General features: G+C 58.1%; 18 protein-coding genes and 1 pseudogene. 10 read left to right on the plus strand and 9 right to left on the minus strand.

All coding sequences use genetic code 11. The features are described 5' to 3' along the window. Positions 1–152: 152 nt before the first annotated feature. The 5 genes from J2R80_RS09445 to J2R80_RS43660 form a co-directional block, all read right to left on the minus strand. Complete coding sequence (locus tag J2R80_RS09445) at positions 153–2105, minus strand: DUF3732 domain-containing protein (RefSeq protein ID WP_253638408.1); 1953 nt, start codon at positions 2103–2105, stop codon at positions 153–155. Further along, positions 2102–2590, minus strand: a complete 489-nt coding sequence (locus tag J2R80_RS09450; RefSeq protein ID WP_253638409.1) for a three component ABC system middle component — start codon at positions 2588–2590, stop codon at positions 2102–2104. Before J2R80_RS09450 ends, J2R80_RS09445 begins: the two co-directional genes overlap by 4 nt. Continuing rightward, the gene (locus J2R80_RS09455) at positions 2587–3783 is read right to left on the minus strand and encodes an ABC-three component system protein (RefSeq protein WP_253638410.1); all 1197 of its coding nucleotides are present in this window, start codon (positions 3781–3783) and stop codon (positions 2587–2589) included. Before J2R80_RS09455 ends, J2R80_RS09450 begins: the two co-directional genes overlap by 4 nt. 572 nt (positions 3784–4355) lie before the next feature. Then, complete coding sequence (locus J2R80_RS09460; RefSeq protein ID WP_375162566.1) at positions 4356–5033, minus strand: hypothetical protein; 678 nt, start codon at positions 5031–5033, stop codon at positions 4356–4358. After that, positions 4927–5433: a helix-turn-helix domain-containing protein gene (locus tag J2R80_RS43660; RefSeq protein ID WP_375162567.1), complete on the minus strand. Its 507-nt coding sequence runs from the start codon at positions 5431–5433 to the stop codon at positions 4927–4929. Before J2R80_RS43660 ends, J2R80_RS09460 begins: the two co-directional genes overlap by 107 nt. 138 nt (positions 5434–5571) lie before the next feature. Between J2R80_RS43660 and J2R80_RS09465 the strand changes: the two genes are divergently transcribed. From J2R80_RS09465 to J2R80_RS09485, 4 genes and pseudogenes are all read left to right on the plus strand, one after another. After that, on the plus strand, positions 5572–6378 hold the full coding sequence (locus tag J2R80_RS09465) for a hypothetical protein (protein ID WP_375162568.1): 807 nt from the start codon (positions 5572–5574) through the stop codon (positions 6376–6378). Next, positions 6375–6731: a hypothetical protein gene (locus tag J2R80_RS09470; RefSeq protein WP_253638413.1), complete on the plus strand. Its 357-nt coding sequence runs from the start codon at positions 6375–6377 to the stop codon at positions 6729–6731. Before J2R80_RS09465 ends, J2R80_RS09470 begins: the two co-directional genes overlap by 4 nt. Positions 6732–6942: 211 nt before the next feature. Next, complete coding sequence (locus J2R80_RS09475; RefSeq protein ID WP_253638414.1) at positions 6943–7944, plus strand: hypothetical protein; 1002 nt, start codon at positions 6943–6945, stop codon at positions 7942–7944. Positions 7945–8791: 847 nt separating this feature from the next. Beyond that, positions 8792–9287: pseudogene (locus J2R80_RS09485) on the plus strand (NUDIX domain-containing protein). A gap of 110 nt (positions 9288–9397) precedes the next feature. Here J2R80_RS09485 and J2R80_RS09490 read toward each other — a convergent pair. From J2R80_RS09490 to J2R80_RS09505, 4 genes are read right to left on the minus strand one after another with little or no spacing between them, the layout of a single operon-like run. Beyond that, positions 9398–9754 carry a DUF6527 family protein gene (locus J2R80_RS09490; RefSeq protein WP_253638416.1) on the minus strand — a complete coding sequence of 119 codons (357 nt, stop codon included), beginning with the start codon at positions 9752–9754 and terminating at the stop codon, positions 9398–9400. Continuing rightward, the gene (locus tag J2R80_RS09495) at positions 9751–11127 is read right to left on the minus strand and encodes a ThiF family adenylyltransferase (protein ID WP_253638417.1); all 1377 of its coding nucleotides are present in this window, start codon (positions 11125–11127) and stop codon (positions 9751–9753) included. Before J2R80_RS09495 ends, J2R80_RS09490 begins: the two co-directional genes overlap by 4 nt. Before the next feature lie 11 nt (positions 11128–11138). Beyond that, positions 11139–11522, minus strand: coding sequence for an E2/UBC family protein (locus J2R80_RS09500; RefSeq protein WP_253638418.1), 384 nt, complete (start codon positions 11520–11522; stop codon positions 11139–11141). Between the two features lie 3 nt (positions 11523–11525). Next, positions 11526–11936, minus strand: coding sequence for a multiubiquitin domain-containing protein (locus J2R80_RS09505; RefSeq protein ID WP_253638419.1), 411 nt, complete (start codon positions 11934–11936; stop codon positions 11526–11528). A gap of 153 nt (positions 11937–12089) precedes the next feature. On the opposite strand from J2R80_RS09505, the gene J2R80_RS09510 reads away from it, so the two are divergent. The 6 genes from J2R80_RS09510 (at position 12090) to dcd (ending at position 16078) form a co-directional block, all read left to right on the plus strand. Then, positions 12090–12452, plus strand: coding sequence for a helix-turn-helix domain-containing protein (locus J2R80_RS09510; RefSeq protein WP_253638420.1), 363 nt, complete (start codon positions 12090–12092; stop codon positions 12450–12452). Next, a complete protein-coding gene (locus J2R80_RS09515) occupies positions 12449–13372 on the plus strand; it encodes an ImmA/IrrE family metallo-endopeptidase (RefSeq protein WP_253638421.1) in 924 nt (307 codons plus the stop codon). Before J2R80_RS09510 ends, J2R80_RS09515 begins: the two co-directional genes overlap by 4 nt. Positions 13373–13375: 3 nt before the next feature. Beyond that, positions 13376–13726 (plus strand): hypothetical protein, encoded by a 351-nt coding sequence (locus J2R80_RS09520; protein WP_253638422.1) that lies wholly within the window; start codon positions 13376–13378, stop codon positions 13724–13726. Positions 13727–13826: 100 nt separating this feature from the next. Next, positions 13827–14285: a hypothetical protein gene (locus J2R80_RS09525; RefSeq protein WP_253638423.1), complete on the plus strand. Its 459-nt coding sequence runs from the start codon at positions 13827–13829 to the stop codon at positions 14283–14285. Next, a complete protein-coding gene (locus tag J2R80_RS09530; protein ID WP_253638424.1) occupies positions 14224–15468 on the plus strand; it encodes a hypothetical protein in 1245 nt (414 codons plus the stop codon). Before J2R80_RS09525 ends, J2R80_RS09530 begins: the two co-directional genes overlap by 62 nt. Further along, a complete protein-coding gene (gene dcd, locus J2R80_RS09535; RefSeq protein ID WP_253638425.1) occupies positions 15461–16078 on the plus strand; it encodes a dCTP deaminase in 618 nt (205 codons plus the stop codon). Before J2R80_RS09530 ends, dcd begins: the two co-directional genes overlap by 8 nt. Positions 16079–16594 lie beyond the last annotated feature (516 nt).

Below are 16594 nucleotides of genomic sequence, written 5' to 3' on the forward strand. Positions count from 1 at the left end.
GCGTGAGGCGAGCCTATAATGACGGGGGGACGCAACAGGTCAGCCAGGAAAGCGTTGGAATTCCTCAAGGTCGCGGCGATGAAGCTCCTTGCCCCGCGCGACAATCTCGTCGAGCACACGGATCAGTCCCATCTGGCCGATGGCCCAAAAAGTCAGTTCGCGAGTTCTGCGAGGTCTGGCCAATCTTCCGGTACTAGTGCGGGCGGTTTCGTCCAAGGTCGCTCAACTAAAGCCTCCTGGAACCAAGGATTGCGCAGATTGGCATGCTCGGTGACGATGATTTGAAAACCAGGTGCGTCCTCACGCGCGAATTTATCCAGCAGTTCGAACAGCCGTCTCACCGCTTCGAGATCGGCGTCCTGTTCGGTCTTTTCGATCGAGCCGCCGGCTGCTTCATAGGAAGCTTCTGACGGGAAATAGACCTGGGTGGGTTGATCGATCAGCAGGAAGCGCGGTAGAGGCTGGTTCTGGTTCGCAGCGAAGCGATGGAGCGCCAGCAGAGCTGCGAGATGATAGGCGAGATGGTTCTCGCCGCCTCCGGTTCGCTGCATTAAGATCAGGCGACCGGGGCGGTCGAGCGCGACCGTCAAATTGTGCAGGTCAAGCCGTGCCGGATATTGGCTGAACTCGCCACCAAGCGCTGCGATATAGCCCGACATATGCATCGAGATATTGTTCAACGTCGAGGCAAGCCGGGCGCCTGAATCGTCCGCGCCGATGCGTTGTTCGAGATCAGCCACCCGCGCTCTCAAGCGGCGCTGCTCCTTCTCGAGCCGCGCAAGTTCGGTGTCAGGCAGTAGGCCTTCTAAGAATAGGCTGATTCGGCCGACGACGCGCGAAGCAGCATTGTTACGATTGCCCAATTGCACGATTATTTCGCTCGCCGCGATCGCGCTCGACAGTTCTACCTCTTTGGCCCGGATTTGGTCTCCGATCGTCTGAAGTTCACGCCGCTGCTCGTCCAGATAAGCATCGAGCTGCGGGCGCTCGCCGACGACGGCGTTCATCTCGCGATCGAGCGCCTCCAGATCGGCAAGCAGCAACTTTGCGATCGGGCTTTCCAACGCCAGATTCGTCTCCGCGAACGGCCATTGCCATTCGCCGGTCGCCTTGTTGACCGGTAGGGCCTTGATCGAGGTCAGTCGGTCATGCTGCTCGACCGCCTCAGTCTGGAATCCATCGGCACGCCTCGCATATTGCTCAGCCGCATCGAGACGGCGCTGAATTTCGCGACGTTGCTCGCGCAGCGTCACCAGTTCATTTTCGATCCCGGTCAAACGCCTACCATCGTCCTCGGGGACCGGCGTCGGTTTCCAAGTTAGAGCTTCCCGCAACTGGTCGACGATCTTTAGGTCCGCCGCAGGGCCGGCTTGGAGGATGCCGACCGCCCGCGCTTCGGACTGCAATCCGATCGCGCGCTCCTCAGAGGTGTCGATGGCGGATCTAGCCTCGTCTATCAATTTGGTATTCAGGCGCAGTTCGCGTTGGGCGGCGCGCAACCGAGACTCCAGATTGAACCGATCTCGCGACGACACACCCAGCAAGATTGGCAACGTGTCCTTGATCGTCTGCGGCTGAAACTGCTCGTTCTGGCGGTAAAAGAGCTGGTCCTTGTTTGCGACGATGGTCTGCTTCTGGAATAGATAGAAATAGGTGTGCTTGATATTGGCGTCGTAGCTTTCCCGGCTATTATCCATGGGCACATCGGTAGTGTTTTCCGGAATGCCAAGCCGCCGTGACAGAAGGTTCACCACGCCATCATCATCGTCATTGACTATGAGATCTTCGAATTCTGGAATGGCGACCTTAGCCCCACGGCGCACCATGGCGAGGCTACAGCTGCCGCGTCCTGGTTCCGGTGCTGGCTTGGCCACAAGCACTTCCTCGCCTTCAAAAGCATAGAGGACCGCGTACCAGGAGACGCGCTCTTGGATGATGCCTTCGGGAATGTTGAAGGTTGACCGCCCCATGCAATATTCGATGATGTCTGATAGCGCCGACTTGCCGGTCGACGAGCGCCCGGTGATAACGTTGAGGCCGTCATGAAAGGACAGGTCGCGCCGACGGCGGTCATGGCTGTAGATGTGGATCGATTTGATCTTCATGGCCGAACGCCCATCGTCATGTAGAGGGTGCTCCGATCGCCGACGCGGGCGAATTCCTTTCCGACAAAACGCGCGACGCGCTGGCAGGATACTGTCTCGGTAGTGCCGGTGACCGACTTGCGGATGCCAGCCGGCATCGCTTTCAGCCGCCCTTGCGCATCGACAGTGAACAGGCCCATCTGCATCAAGAAGCCCAGAGCCTCAAGGGTGTAGGGTAATAGATTGGTGGTGCGATGTGGGAAGCCAACGAGCAATTCGGGGTGCGTCGCGACAATCTTCAGCAGATAGCTGCGATTGCCCGCATGCAGGATCTCACGCGAGTGCTTGTGGAGACAGAGTGGCAGCACCAGGAGCACGAGGGAGAAAGGCATGCCGCGTTCGTCCTCTTCTTCATAGCCACATAACGCGCGCATCAGGACAAGGCCGCAAAAGGCAGGGTTGAAGAGATTGCGAATCTCGACCGGTCGTTCGTCCCACCGCTTCATGCAGCGATCCCAAGCAATTGTCGAAGGCGCTCGAAGAAACGGGGATGCCAATAGACTCTTGGCCGCGGGCTCGCATTGGCGAGTATGTGGAAGGCCCCCCGCACCACATAGGGCTCGGTGACCCGCTCACGGATGCGTAGTGTCATCGTCTCCATTTCTGCCCAGCGGTAGAGTTCTTTTCCCGCTATAAGGCAGGCCTCTTCATCGCTGGTGTCGCTCAACCGTTCGAAGACGATCTCGCGATAGCGCGTCCACTCGTCAACCAACCGGTCCTCGTATTCCTCGATTTCATCGGAAATCAGCAGACTCTCGCGTGCCCAGCTCGAGCGCTGTTCGAAGGCGCGATAATAGTCGACAATAGCATTGCGTATGCGGATCGCCGATAGGTCGAGGACGCGCAATTGCTCGACGAATAGCCGTGGATCATTGGCGACGTCGATCTGACCGTCGGGTAGGCGTCCCCGGAAAGTGATAGGCAGATTGTCGGTGCGATATTCCTCGGCGATCGCGGACAATTTGTCTGAGACCTCGTACCCATGGACGGATTCTCTGCGCTCGCCGGTTAGCATCTTGATGGCGAGATCCATCCACCAGCCTTCTAAGCGCTCGAACACGGCCATGCGGGACTCCCGCCGGATGGTGCGCAGATGGACGTTGATCAACGCTGGCAGATCGTTGATTCGGGGCGTCGCGTCGATGATGGTGATCCGGTTATAGAAATCTGTGAGCTCGTCTTCACTCAACTGTTCGAGTTCTTCGCGTATCTTGCCGATCAACGCCGATGTACTGGTGGCGAGTATCGCCTGCGCTTGCTCGACCCGATCATTGCCGCCGACCGCGCTTTCGGTGAACAGGGAAAGGAATGTGTCCTCACCGAGTTCGGCCGTCGTAAAGAGCAGTAACTGACCATCGGACGCGATGCCTCCGGTCTTGCGATAATATGATAACCATATCCTGACCGATTTCCAGAAATCGGTCGACAGATTGGTCAGCTTGTCGCCTCCCGCCTTATGCTTGAGTGAGGCGAGTGATCTGATGCCATTTTCGGTAACGAACTCGACATCGTCTTCCTTCTCGAGGAAGACTGCGCTGCTCTCGGGAAGCTCCAAAATCTTAAGCAGCGCAAATCGTGGCTGGAATATATAGCCTAAGCCTTGTTCGGCTGCAGAAAAGGGCGAGCCGGATTCCCCCATTATGGACGAATTCCGTTCGATTTCCTTCCATATCGTCGCTGCATCTGCCCCCGCACAACGCATATTGCTGTTATTTGGGCATAATAATTATTCCAAGCTGCGACCAAAGCAACCGACGATTTTGTACTGGGCGCGGGGCCATACTATAGCGAGGAGCACGTCGGGAGCAGGACTACCGCGAGATTGTCGGCAAAGCAGGGTCACTGTGGAGATGGTGCTGGACGCTCCATCGTTTCACTCGCGGCGCCAAAAAGCTGGCATCCAACCAGGCAATTCCAGAAGGGACCACAGGTTTGTTCTGACGCGCCGACATCCTTGAGTGTGCCCTCAGAAAAGCACATTGGATACGCGAATGTTTTACCGGCTCGCAGGTCTAACTATACCATAAGATACTGTTTTAAATGAACAAAATCGCAAAATCAGCACAGAGAGCAGTTTGGAAGAGATTTCGTAATTTATCATCCCACCGCGGTCATTCGGGATTCCTCTAAGTCACTGGAAATTCTCTGCATCTTGATCATCCGGGATCACGCGTGACCCGCAATGCCCGTCGGGTCCATCCGGCCTACCGATCAGCGGCCGTAGACCGAAACGCTTCTGACCTTGTCATAGAAACGATCCACGAGACCTTGTTCGTCGACACGCTCAACCCGTACCGGGCGACCCAGGTTAGCAACGTTTGCATTCGGGAATGCCCATTCAAGTTTTGCGTTGCGGCGCAGATTTTTCACCGCGAACTGAACCCCGAATGGTCCCCGAATACCAGACTCGTCCAGAATGAGCTGAATATCTCCCAAATGCCGGGCGAATTCCTCCCGAAACTCGTGGATCGTCAGGCGTCCCTCTCCATCCCGGACGGAGAATGGATGAGAAACATAGGAGTGGACGAGCCAATCATCAGAGATGAAGAAGCGCGAAATCGAGCGCCCCTCCTGAAACGTCGCGTCACGAACCTCGACGCCATTTTCACATCCCTTGAAAATGCCGTGGTTGCCGCCGTGATAATGGGGCATCACTTTCAGAACGGACCGACCGGGGTCGAAGGGCGCACGCCCACGTTCGTAATGCTCTTGCGGTACGATCGCGATATGCAGTGTTGCGCCGTTGTTCTGCATGATATCCCGCGCTTCGACTGCCGCATTTTCACGCTCCATCAGTTGTATCGTATCGCCTTCCAGCTTTTCGATCGGCGTGAACAGTGCATGGAGTTGGTCGCGGGGGATCGGCGTGTTTTGAGCGCCGGTGCGCATATAGAAGCCGCCAGTGATCTTGTTCTGATAGGGCCGCAGGCGATGCTCGGGCAGAACGAGACACAATAAACCCTCCAGTGTCCAGATCGAGGAACTCGACACCAGCGCCCAATGGCCTCGGATCGATGTTGTCCTGAATGATCGAGGTGATCCGGCGTTGCAGCGCGTCGCGATCGCCATCCATCGGCTCGAAGCGCTCGAACGCTCCTTTCTTTTCATGAACACCAACGATCAGGTAGCCAGAGCCTGCGTTCAGAAAAGCCACGACGTCATCGACGAAGTTGGACTTTCCGCGTTGTTCATCGAGATTCAGGCGCGCCTTGAACTCGTAGCGCTGGCCTTCAGCGACGAGGCCAGATCGAATGCCCTCTATGGTCGGGGCCGTTGGTCTATTGTGCATTCTTCAATCCCTGCAGCCTTCACCAGCCAAATTCTGTTGGCAACATTTCATCGTCACATATCGAGATTAACGCGCGCTGGAGAAATCTGTCCTTCGGCAACAGTACTTCTCACCATCGCCAACGGACGGACGCAACTCTTGAATATTGCCGATATCGATCTCGATATATTCCTAGACGAAATCTGTTCAGTCGATCGGCGGCCTCGGGCACCTTCGACGATACGCCCTTGGAATGAGGAGCAACTCCGGCGCTTTCTCACACACCAGTGCGGACTGAGATGCGGTCCATCCTCCCACCGGCCCAAGGGGCGGTTTGTCGTCCGCCACGATGAGGCATTTCCTGTCCTCGAAGCGCTCTCCCAAAACGGCGCCATACCGCTAACCCTGACCCACATCGACGCCCATTCCGACCTGGGAACCGGGTTCGGCGACCTGTCGTGGAAAGACATCGGTGGGCGGCTGCTTGGGCTGCCCCCAAAAGATCGGCACACAGCAATCCCAAAGAACGGTATGGAGCGAATCTCGCCAGCCAATTATCTGTCATATGCCTTGGCGTGTCGGTGGCTCCGAACCCTGACTTATGTGCATCATACACAGAGCGGCGACGACCTGATGCCCTTCTTTTTCCGAGATTTCGATCCGGCATGCGGCGTCATGGAGTTGCGATATGTGCCGCGTGTCCACGACGCCCATTCAAGGGAAGAACTCCGTGCCCTGCCGCACACCCTTGAGCCGCCCATCGCGTTTCGAAAGATTCCGGTTGACGCCTATCGGGCGGCCGAACTGTTCGACTATGTGATCCTCTGCCAATCCCCAGGGTACACCCCGATTGAGGCCGATGCCTTGATTCCGATCTTCAAAGACTACGTCGACTTCGACAATAGTGGTTCGGACAGTATTCTAGGCTTGGGTTTGCATCCGAGACCCGCGGGAGAAGCTCAGTGACGCTGGACGGTTTTCTGAGTTTTCTCGCGCTTTTCATTGCGTTCTACGCAATCGTATCGCCGGTGACGCGACTACGCGCCCAGTTGCATCTTGGGGTGCAAATCCCGTTGGCGCTGCTCGCGATCACTCTTGTTCTCTACTTCGAGTTCTTCTCGTTGGTGAGCCAGCCATGCCGCTTGCCAAGCACTGAAGCCTGCGCCTGGCTGGTTTTCCCCAAGGATGGCAGCTTTACGCCGCCCCAAGCCGCTTTCCTGGTCGTATTCGTCTGGATAATTCTTGCATGGGGCCTCGATACAGGCAGCGCCTCAAGACGTTCCTCGCAATGGCCGACCATGTTCTGCGCGAATCGGTGAAGGATTATGTTGCCGCAGTGCAAGACAACGACTCTCGCAATCTGGTCAGAAAGGGTAGCGCAGCACGAGGAAGTCGAACCGAATCGTAGTTTTTGCGTACGCGCCCTCACGAAGGTTGGCGGACTCAGCGGAGAGAAGGCCGAGAAAGGGGGGAGACATCCGCTACACGTGGCCCGTATTCCCTGCACTGCAGAGATGCTAAGCTGTGGCAATGAAGCTCGTATCGCCGGATTTCAGCAACCTTTTTGCGCTGCCCAATGAGGGAGCATACCAAGTGGTGGGCTTCTCATCGGGAGGCGCTTGGCAAAGGATGCCCGAACGCTCACGCCCGATGTCGGTCGAACAATACGAGAGTTTCCAAGCCGGCCGCCTTCTCCTCCACGGGCTCCTCGCCTTCGAGGAAGCCTATGACGTCGCCATGGGGAATTATCTTGATCTCGAGGAGACGGTATTGCGGCTCTCGGCCCTTGAGATCGCGCAGCGTCGCCCTCATGGGAAAGACGATCATTTTGACACTGCGCGGCGCTCTTGCCATCGCGCGCTAGCAAATCTCCTTTCGGCATCGAAAGCCTTTCAGGATCAGAGCCAGAAGTTGGCATCGTCGATCGGTGGAGCAGCGAGCACAAATGATCTATCCGCATTGAAGGCCAGTCTTAACCAGGCGTTCGATGCGTCACTCGGCTATCGCTTCATGAGCGCTCTGCGTAATCACGCTCAACACCATGGCGTCTCGGTTTCGGGTGTGAGCCATGCCAAATTACCTTCAAACGCTAAGGACGAGAGCCAGGATCAGTTCGTCAGGACAACGCCATACATACTTCTCACTGATCTGCGCCAGAACAGGAAGTTCAAGGCAAGCACGCTTGAGGAGATCGAGGGTGTCGCGGAGGATGGTCCACGGGCAGGGGAGCGGATGGTGCCGGTAATTCCATTGGTCCGGCAATACATGGCTGGTCTATCGTTGGTGATGGCGGATATCCGCCGATTGTACAGCGATAGGGAGCGGGCGGCTCTCAATATAATCTACGCCGCCTTTTATCAGTACACCGGCTTTTTTACGCAGAACTACTCCGTAGGCCTTGTAGTAGTGCCTGCTGAGGCGATCGATGGTTTAGTGGTCTATTTCGGTACTGATGACCATTTTAAAGTGCAGAACTTGCGTGAGGTGAATGGCGATCTTTCGATGTTGCCGCGCACCGGTATACGTCAGTGATGTGAGGGCAAATACCGGCGAACCTTCGACAGACATGGCCTTGATTGCAGGCGGGCCCTTGCCACGCTAACCCGCTGAGGCACATAGAATTTCGTGATCGAGCGGGACTAGGCGTGACCCAGATTTCTCGACGGGTATTGAGCGGGATAGTTGTGCATCAACATACCTGCAGGAAGAATCTCTTTTAGAAGCAAGCCTCTAGTAATTCTCTAAGTTCGAGAGGGGTATGTGATTGGGGTTCGTTCGTAGTTGCGGATCGTGATAAACCCGAGATGTCACGCAGCGGCTCTCACGAGATGGTACGATCACTTTGTAGCACGGATCCGAATCCAACTCTATGTTGTTTGCCATTATGCTCAGCAGAGAAACATGTTGCTTCGCTGCTTTGCTAAAGGAAGCGATCGTGAAGGTCGGGAAACGACTAGGTTTTTGCAATCCCGATGCCGGTGGCTTCAAGCGGATGGGATCTCGTTCGTTTGCATGCAATGAGGTTTGACCGGTCCCAACGATCCAACTCCTCGACTGGATGCAAAACCGCCTTGCCTATCTTGATGAATGACGGGTCAATTCTATAAGACCGCCAGTTACCCAGCGTACCCTCGCTGACCTGATTGCGGTAACGCAGAACGACTTCTTCGAATGTGAGATAAAGAGGGGTGGACACAGCTTCTCCTAAGGAAGGGCTAGTTGTGCAACAACCTGTTGCACAAACGGTACCTCGCCACTGCAACGCATTTGGACGGCTTTCTGCCGGCCAATCGATGTGAGCCCAACGGCCGGCTCCCAAGGGTTACATGTGCGATGAGAGGGCAAAGTAAGCCCGCTCATGACCGACGGTGCTGCCGAGATGACTACATCGAAAACAACACGGGCAAATTCCAAGATCAGCGCCGGCATTTTGGCGTATCGAAAGGGTGCGGAGGGGCTCGAAGTGCTCCTTGTCCATCCGGGAGGCCCGTTCTGGCGGAATAGGGACGAAGGTGCATGGTCGATCCCAAAAAAAGGGCGAGATCGATTTCGACGAGGACCCTGAGCGCGCCGCGCGGCGAGAGTTCGCGGAAGAACTCGGACCGAATGCTTCGATCGGCCGGCTGTGGGCGCTGGGCGAGATCCGCCAGCGAGGCGGGAAGCGCGTGATCGCGTTCTCCGGGAAGAGCGACTTCGAACCGACCAGCCTGGCCAGCAATTCGTTCGAGATTGAATGGCCACCGAGGAGCGGACGCCGCCAAACATTTCCGGAGGTGGACCGCGCCGAATGGTTCACTCTCGATACCGCAAAGGCGAAAATCCTGCCCGCGCAAGCTGCCTTTCTGGACCGCATCATGGCCAACAAGCAATGGTAGTCATCGCTAAAGAGGCACAGTTTTCGGTATGGCTCTTAAGATCGGTATCGTCTCGGACACGCATGGCCTGCTGAGGCCGGAGGCTGTGCGGGCTTTTGCCGAGCGCGATATCAGCACCAAAAGATCCTTCCCTTGCGCAGCACGAAATGGCTCTTGCAGCCCGTCTGTCGCCACACCGATGGCGTCAATGTCACGATCCGCTTGCGGTCGGTCGTCAATCGCCATTGCGGATGGCGCGTTCCGAAGAATCGGAGATGCAATGTCTCGCCGCAACCGCAGGGACATCGAAGGAAGCCGAAAGCGGGTCCCTCGGCGCCGGATGTCACGTAGAGAATGTTGCGGCGTAGATGAGTCGGTCGGTCGCCGACGAAGGTCACGCGGACTGATGGCGTCAAGCGGCCGACTAGGTCGGAGCCGAGGCGCCGGGCCGCGCTCGCCAGTCTTCTAAAGAGATCGATGATGATCATGCGGCGCGATCCAGTCGCGGCAGCATCAACAGCGGTCGGCAGGTGCCGCGACCGACGTGTTGTGCGAGTTCGGGATCCGGTTCGCCATCGGGACGGTGAGTGGTCCGGCCATGGGCGAACAAGAGCTTCTGGATCGCGAATTCCCGATTGTGCGAGGTACGATACGGGTGGATTCGCGCCAGAAGTTCGTTCACGGCCGCCGCGGAGACGGCCGTGTTGATGCTGATGACGGCGGGGCGGTCGACGCGGACGCCGCGAACGTAGCCGCGACGGACCTGGTCTTCATAGAACGACGGATCGGTACGACGGAGATATTCCGCATAGAGGTCGGCTTCCGTGTAGACTCCGCGCGAGCGCAGGCTGGAGCCGCCGGGCTGCAAGAAGTGGACGGCGGCAGATACGCTCGCGACGCCGCCTTCACCGTCGGCGTCCAGCCGTACTCCCAGATCGAAATAGGGCAGGCTGTAGAACGTCGCGATCCGGTTCAGCGCGTCGCGGCCCTCGACGGAATCGACGCACCCGATGACGATGTCGCAGGTGCTAAGCAGCGCGATCGCTTCCGGCGAGTCCACGCGTTTCGGACAGATCTCGACGACTGTGCCTAGTCCGCATGCGAGGACATGATCCCGCATCATCTCGGCCTTGTTGCGCTTGGCGTCGGCGTCGCCGCGCTTCGCTCCGTAGATTCGGTTCAGGTTCTTCGCCTCGACATGGTCGGGTTCGACGAGGACGATACGGCCGACGCCAAGCCGCATCAGCATCTCGACCGTCGGGCTGCCCGTGCCCGATACGCCGACGACGGCGACCGAAAGCGTCGCCAACACGTTCGTCGTACGATCGCCGAACATCTGACGGTGTCGAAGGTCGAAATCCTGTCGTTCGGCCTCAGGGGCCGAATCCCAGAACACCAGATCGTCCCCGACCACGCTGACACGCTCCATCCGTTTGCCGAGACCCGCGGCGTTCACCATGCGCGCGAAGATGCGTCCGTCCGGCAACATCACCGCCGAAACATGTTCGCCGGGCAGTCGGCGTGCCACGGCTTCGAACAACTCGACGTCGCTGCGATCGTCGGCATCGGAGAACGCATCGTAGCCGCTCGGATGGGAGTGAATCTTGAGGATGCCCATGCCGGCGTTGCCGGCCGAGGACAGCAGCGCCTTCAGGCGGCGCGTCGGCCAGGTCACCGCGTCGGGCGACCTGATGCATTCTTCGTAGGGGATTTCGACGATCTGATGCACCGTCCAAAGACTGCGGTCGCCACCTTCGCCGCGACCGCAGAGAGCGACCGCGACCGCTTCCTTCCCGTCGCCGGGAAACAGATGGGAATCCAGTCGCCGGTGTTGCGGCGTCGTCATGCGAAGAATGTTCACGGGAGTTCTCCTTATCGCTTGAGGAATTCGTGGGTGAGCCAACTCCGTATCCGACGAAGATGCCGGCACAGATCGTCGACGCCCGCGCTCCACGCGTAGTGGCGCGACCACTGCTGATAGGTTGCGCCATCGATCGTCGTGGTGCTGAGATTGTTAATGGCCTTGCCGTCGGTGCGCGCGAGCGGAGGAAGGAAGTACACCATGTCCAGCGGACCGGGCGGGTACGTGTCCACGCGAACCGCCATGCGAGCGGCCCGAACGTTGTAGCCGGCCGGAACCGGATGATCGTGCACGAGCACGTATCGGGCCGCGTCCGATTTGATGGCTTCCCAGGGACGTCCGAGCGCGTCGAGCGCACGGACGTCTTCGGGGCCGAGGTCGAACTCTCGTCGCACGGCTTAGCCCTCGGTCTCGTCGAGGGGAAAGGTCTCAAAGACTTCGATGCCGTGCTGGCCGAGGTCCACCTTCTCTTCGAGGCCCACGGCGACGTAATGACCGCCATGCATGCGCTTCTCGAGTTCGTACTTGGTGACCGGGGTCTTTCCGGCGCGTTCGAGAATCTCGCGACCGGTGACGATTCGGCGATCGAACACGAAGTAGTTGTGGTCGATCTTCACCTTGTAGCGATGGGCGTGAGGCGGCGGACGGTTGTCTCGGCCGCACTCCTCGATATCGACGATGTCGATCACGATTACTTCGTGACCGTGATCCTGCAGGACTTCGACCTCGACGAGAACTTCGCCGGTGCCGCGGTCTTCCACCAGGATCACCTCGGCCTCGGGAGTGCCGGGAACGGTATGCGTATTCATTTTTAACCTCACGATGCTCATGCCGGCGCCGGATGGCTCCTGCTGTGCTAAATCTACGAAGCATCGCTAAATTGTCAAGTACCCGAAGCTCTGCTTGACGCACTAAGCAGATGTCTTACATTGAATGCCCCCACAAAGAATCGGGTGAAACCCATGACAGGAGAGAGGATCAACGATGAAGCGCGACCAGAGCTTGGAAAATTCCTGAAAGATATCAGGGAGTCACGCCGGATGACATTGCGCGATGTAGAGCGTGTGACGGACGGTAAGGTGTCCAATGGCTATCTAAGCCAACTCGAGAATGGCGGAATCGGGAAGCCGTCCGCGGTAATGTTGCACCGTCTTTCGGCGGTCTATGCGATCGACTACGGCACGCTTATGGAGCGCGCCGGTTTCGTCAGTGAGGCCGAGGTTCCCTCGAATCGGGCTGCCACCTCGGTTCTGGGCGATCTCACGCCGCAGGAAGAGCAGGAACTCCTGAACTACCTGACCTACATGCGGAGCAAGAATAAGTGAGCCTTCCCGACGACTCGTCGGTCGCAAGCGATCAACTCGCGGAAATTCGCGCAGCGGCAGACCGCCTGCTGCGCGAAGGCGGGGCTTTCGAGTGCTTTCCGACTCCGGTCGACCAGATCATGCGTGCGGCGAAGGTCGAGATCGTGCCGCTGCAACTGGACGACGGATACCTCGCCCGCCTCCGCCAAAAGGCGGAGGCGGCGGGCACGGCTCTGCTTAGTGCCTTGAGCAAGGTCTGGGGTGTTTTTGATCCGAAGGCGCGCGTTGCCTTCATCGATCCGGAGACGCCGAAGAACAAGCTTCCCTTCCTCAAGCTTCACGAAGGCGGGCATGCCGTGCTTCCTTGGCAAAGCATATTCGGGATCTTCGAAGATTGTCGAAAAACGCTGGATCCCGATGTGAAGGCGCAGTTTGAACGGGAGGCGAATGTCTTCGCTTCGGAAGTGCTCTTCCAGCGGAATACCTTTACCGTCGAGGCCCGCGATCTCGCCGTCGGGCTCAAGGCCCCCCTCATTCTCGCCAAGCGATATGGGGCGTCGGTGTATGCCACCGTCCGCCGATACGTCTCGACGAGCGACCGTGTCTGCGCCGTTCTCGTCTACGACCCTCCCGTTGCAGGCCCGATGGGGACCGTCAGCATGTTGCGTCGCGCCGTGACTTCGCCGGCCTTCGATCTCCAGTTCGGCGCCTACCCGTGGCCCGGAGCCGTCACGCCGGCGGACCAGTTCGGCTCCATGGTACCGGTTCGCAGGATGACCAATCCGCGGTCGCTCGCCCTGACGGATGCGAACGGTGATCGGCGTGGATTCATTGCCGAGGCCTTCAAGACGCCCCATCAGACGTTCGTACTTCTGCACGCCGACCCGAGGCCGATCCGAGGCATCGTTCTTCCATCTTCGGTTGTCTCGCCTTATTCATAGGGCATGGCCCAAATCACAGGTTATCTCACGCCAGCTCAGGCCGCCGCCTTTCAGGATCTCGCGGCAAGCGGCGGACTCGACGTCAGCGCGCTCGCAAACTTGCTCATCGTCCGCGAGTTGCGCGTGAATCGGCTTCGGATCCTGAAAGCCGATTTCGACGCCGATATGGGGCAGGGCGAGAGGATGAAAATCACGGCACATCAACGTTTCGATGTCACGAAGGAAGCCTTTTCGGCGCATGCCGCTGCAACGGGACTCAAGCCCGGTCCGGCTGCCGCCATCCTCTTCCGGGCCGAACTGAAAGAACGGTGGTTAACTTTCTGCCTGGGCGTTAACCAATTTGACTCAATTTGAGTCCAAAAATAACCTGCATCAGATTTCGTTTTGTCTGCCGCATCAGCGTTCATAGAGTCCGCCGCCGTTCGATCCGAACCGAGGAAGGGCTACCTTAGTCATGCCATTGACCGCCGCCTCCCCCTCAAAGTACGCCCTAGCTGACCTTGCACTGCAGTCGGCCATCGAACTTGAGCGGATCAAGGGTGGGGTGCCTCACGACGACGCGGTCCTCGACAGGCTGGCCGCGACTTTGCTGCAGACGTCCGACCCCGGGGTGGCGGATGCGCCCTTCCGTTTTGTGGAGCCAGGGTATTACGAACCCTTTGAGAGATTGTATCGTCTACGGGAATCACCTCAAACTAGCGCCATTGAGGGTATCCAGGAATTCATTAAGCGGGCGAGCGAAAAGCTGTCTCACGTGGTGCAGGGCGACAAGGGCCTAGCGTCAGAACTAATCGGTTTCTGTATCGCGCTTCATCAGGAACTGATCCAGGAAATAACTGCGGAAGACGTACTTGTCGTCCACGAATGGCGCAACCTCGGCAACGACCCTCCGTCTGGCATCCGCCAGGCGTAGGGTCCGTGCGTTCCTTGATCAGATCGGCCACCTCGAGGCGTCCGATTTCCCCCATGCTGACGGACGGGAAGCGCTCGAGTTCATCAAGCAGCATTTCGCGATTCGTCTGAAGTCGCTCGAGAGTCTCCCGCCGTCGGTTTCCGAAGCAGTCGTGCGCGAGATCTGTACGAACACGACGTTATTTCTCGAACGCCACACCGAGGTGCTGGGATTCATCCTTCGCTCGACCAACGTCCGGAATGCCTTCGAGGTTCATTTCCCGCTCAAGAGGTTGGTCGAACAGGTCATCTCGTCCGAAGCGCGACTCGTGATGTCTTCCGAGTGGAATTTCGTTCCCTTCACCTATCCAATGAACCTCAACCTGCTTCCGGACTTCGTACTCGTCGGCGGTCCCGCTCCCGAGTCCGGAAACGTCCTGATCGTACCTCTCGCGGGTCACGAGATAGGTCACTCCGCTTGGCGCGCCCACGACGTCAAGGCCCAAGTTCAGGCCGGCCTTACGAAGGCGATCGACGATGTGATTGCGGCAAATCCCTCGGAACGGGACCGAGTGCTGGTCGAGTTGTCGAAGACGGGTCTCGACCTCTCCTATTTGCAGAACGCCTGCCTTTTCACTGCCGTTCGCCAGCTTGAAGAGGTGTTTTGCGATCTGTTCGGCCTTTTCGTCTTTGGCGAAGCGTATCTGTATGCATACGAGTACTTTCTTGCTCCTGGAGGCGGTGCCCGGACGATGGGTTATCCGTCCGCTACCGATCGTGTCGGATATCTGCAGGACGCTGCGGGTGTCCTCGCTCTAGATGTCGATCCTGATCTCTTTGCGGGATGGCAACCGTCGACCGTGCGGGACACTCTGCAGGCGGACGTGCTCTCGTTCGCCGACGCGGCCGTAGCGCAGTCCGTTCCAGCCGTGCGGAAGCTCGTCTTCGAGTTGCTCGCGAAGCGAAAAGTGCCGCGCAATCGCCAACATGTTGTCCAACGGGTCATGGACGCCTTCAAGGGGCACATCCCCGACGGCGATGGCGCGTCTCTCGCCGAAATCACGACGGCGGGATGGAAGTACCTTCGCGATCGGGGCGGGCTCTCATCCGCCGAAGAACGGCTCGAGCACGACATGCTCAACGAACTGATGCTCAAGTCGATCGAAGTATCGGAATTCCATCTTCGGGTAGGCGCACATGCTTAGCGCTGACGATATCGCCGGCGCGCTGTCCGCGGGGGCAGAAGAGAATCAGCGGTTGGCCATCGTGCCTTTGCCCGATCTCGCGCGGGTTCGTCAGCGCGGCGGAGCGTCCGTGGATCTCCGGCTAGGCCGCTGGTTTCGGTCGTTCAAGCAAACGCGCACGAATTCGGTCTCACTCGTTGGCCGGGACGCAAATTACGCGCCTCCGCCGACCGAGATGTCGAGGACACGCCAGCATTTCGTCCCCTTCGGCGATTGCTACGTATTGCATCCAGGACGCTTCGTGCTGGGGGCGACGCTCGAATGGTTGAGGTTGCCGGCCGGACTCTCAGGCTACGTCACGGGCAAGTCCTCGCTCGGACGGCACGGGTTGGTGATAGAGACCGCCGCCGGCATCCATCCTTTGTTTTCGGGTTGCCTCACGCTCGAACTTGCGAACATCGGCGAAGTGCCACTCGAGATCTATCCCGGGATGGAGGTCTGCCAAATATTCCTACATCGAGTCGATCCGTGCGAGGCCGCGGATATGGGACAGTTTTCGGGCAGACGTAAGCCGACGCTACCTTTGCCTCAAGGCGATGCGGTGTTTCGCAAGTTGCGTGACGGGCACTAGACGGCGAGCACCGGTAACGTGGTCGATAGCGCGGCTGACGACCGCCGTGGTTGGCTTGGCACAGGGTGCGCCGAAATAAGCTGGTCGCTGCACCATTACCCCCTTTGAATGCGCAACAGTCCGGGCTGCTCGACGCGGACCTAGTGGTTAGATTGTCCCGGGCCGTATGTCGTAGACAGAAGTCGAAACAGGGGTGATCGCCGACACTTTTAGTTGCCGATCTCGTGAAAGACGAGCGAGACTATATCGGCTCGATGGAGAAAGAAGCCCCGGCGCGTCAGACAAACACGATCTGGTAAAATCACGTTCGATCACCAAACGTTAGTGCCCAGCCGTGATCCTTCGTGACTAATGGTCGCGCGACGGATTGTTGTGGATCAAAATAGCCAAGGAAATAAGTCTTTATTTATCAGTATGTTATGTGCTTAAGATGGTGAACTGGGGTATGGGTTCGGGGTCTGGAGCAAATGACGTTCTGTGACTATCCCGCCGTATTCCGCCCGATCCTTCCAGCTT

The organism is Bradyrhizobium sp. USDA 4541 (assembly GCF_024171085.1).
In the GTDB taxonomy this organism is placed as follows: Bacteria; Pseudomonadota; Alphaproteobacteria; order Rhizobiales; family Xanthobacteraceae; genus Bradyrhizobium; species Bradyrhizobium australafricanum.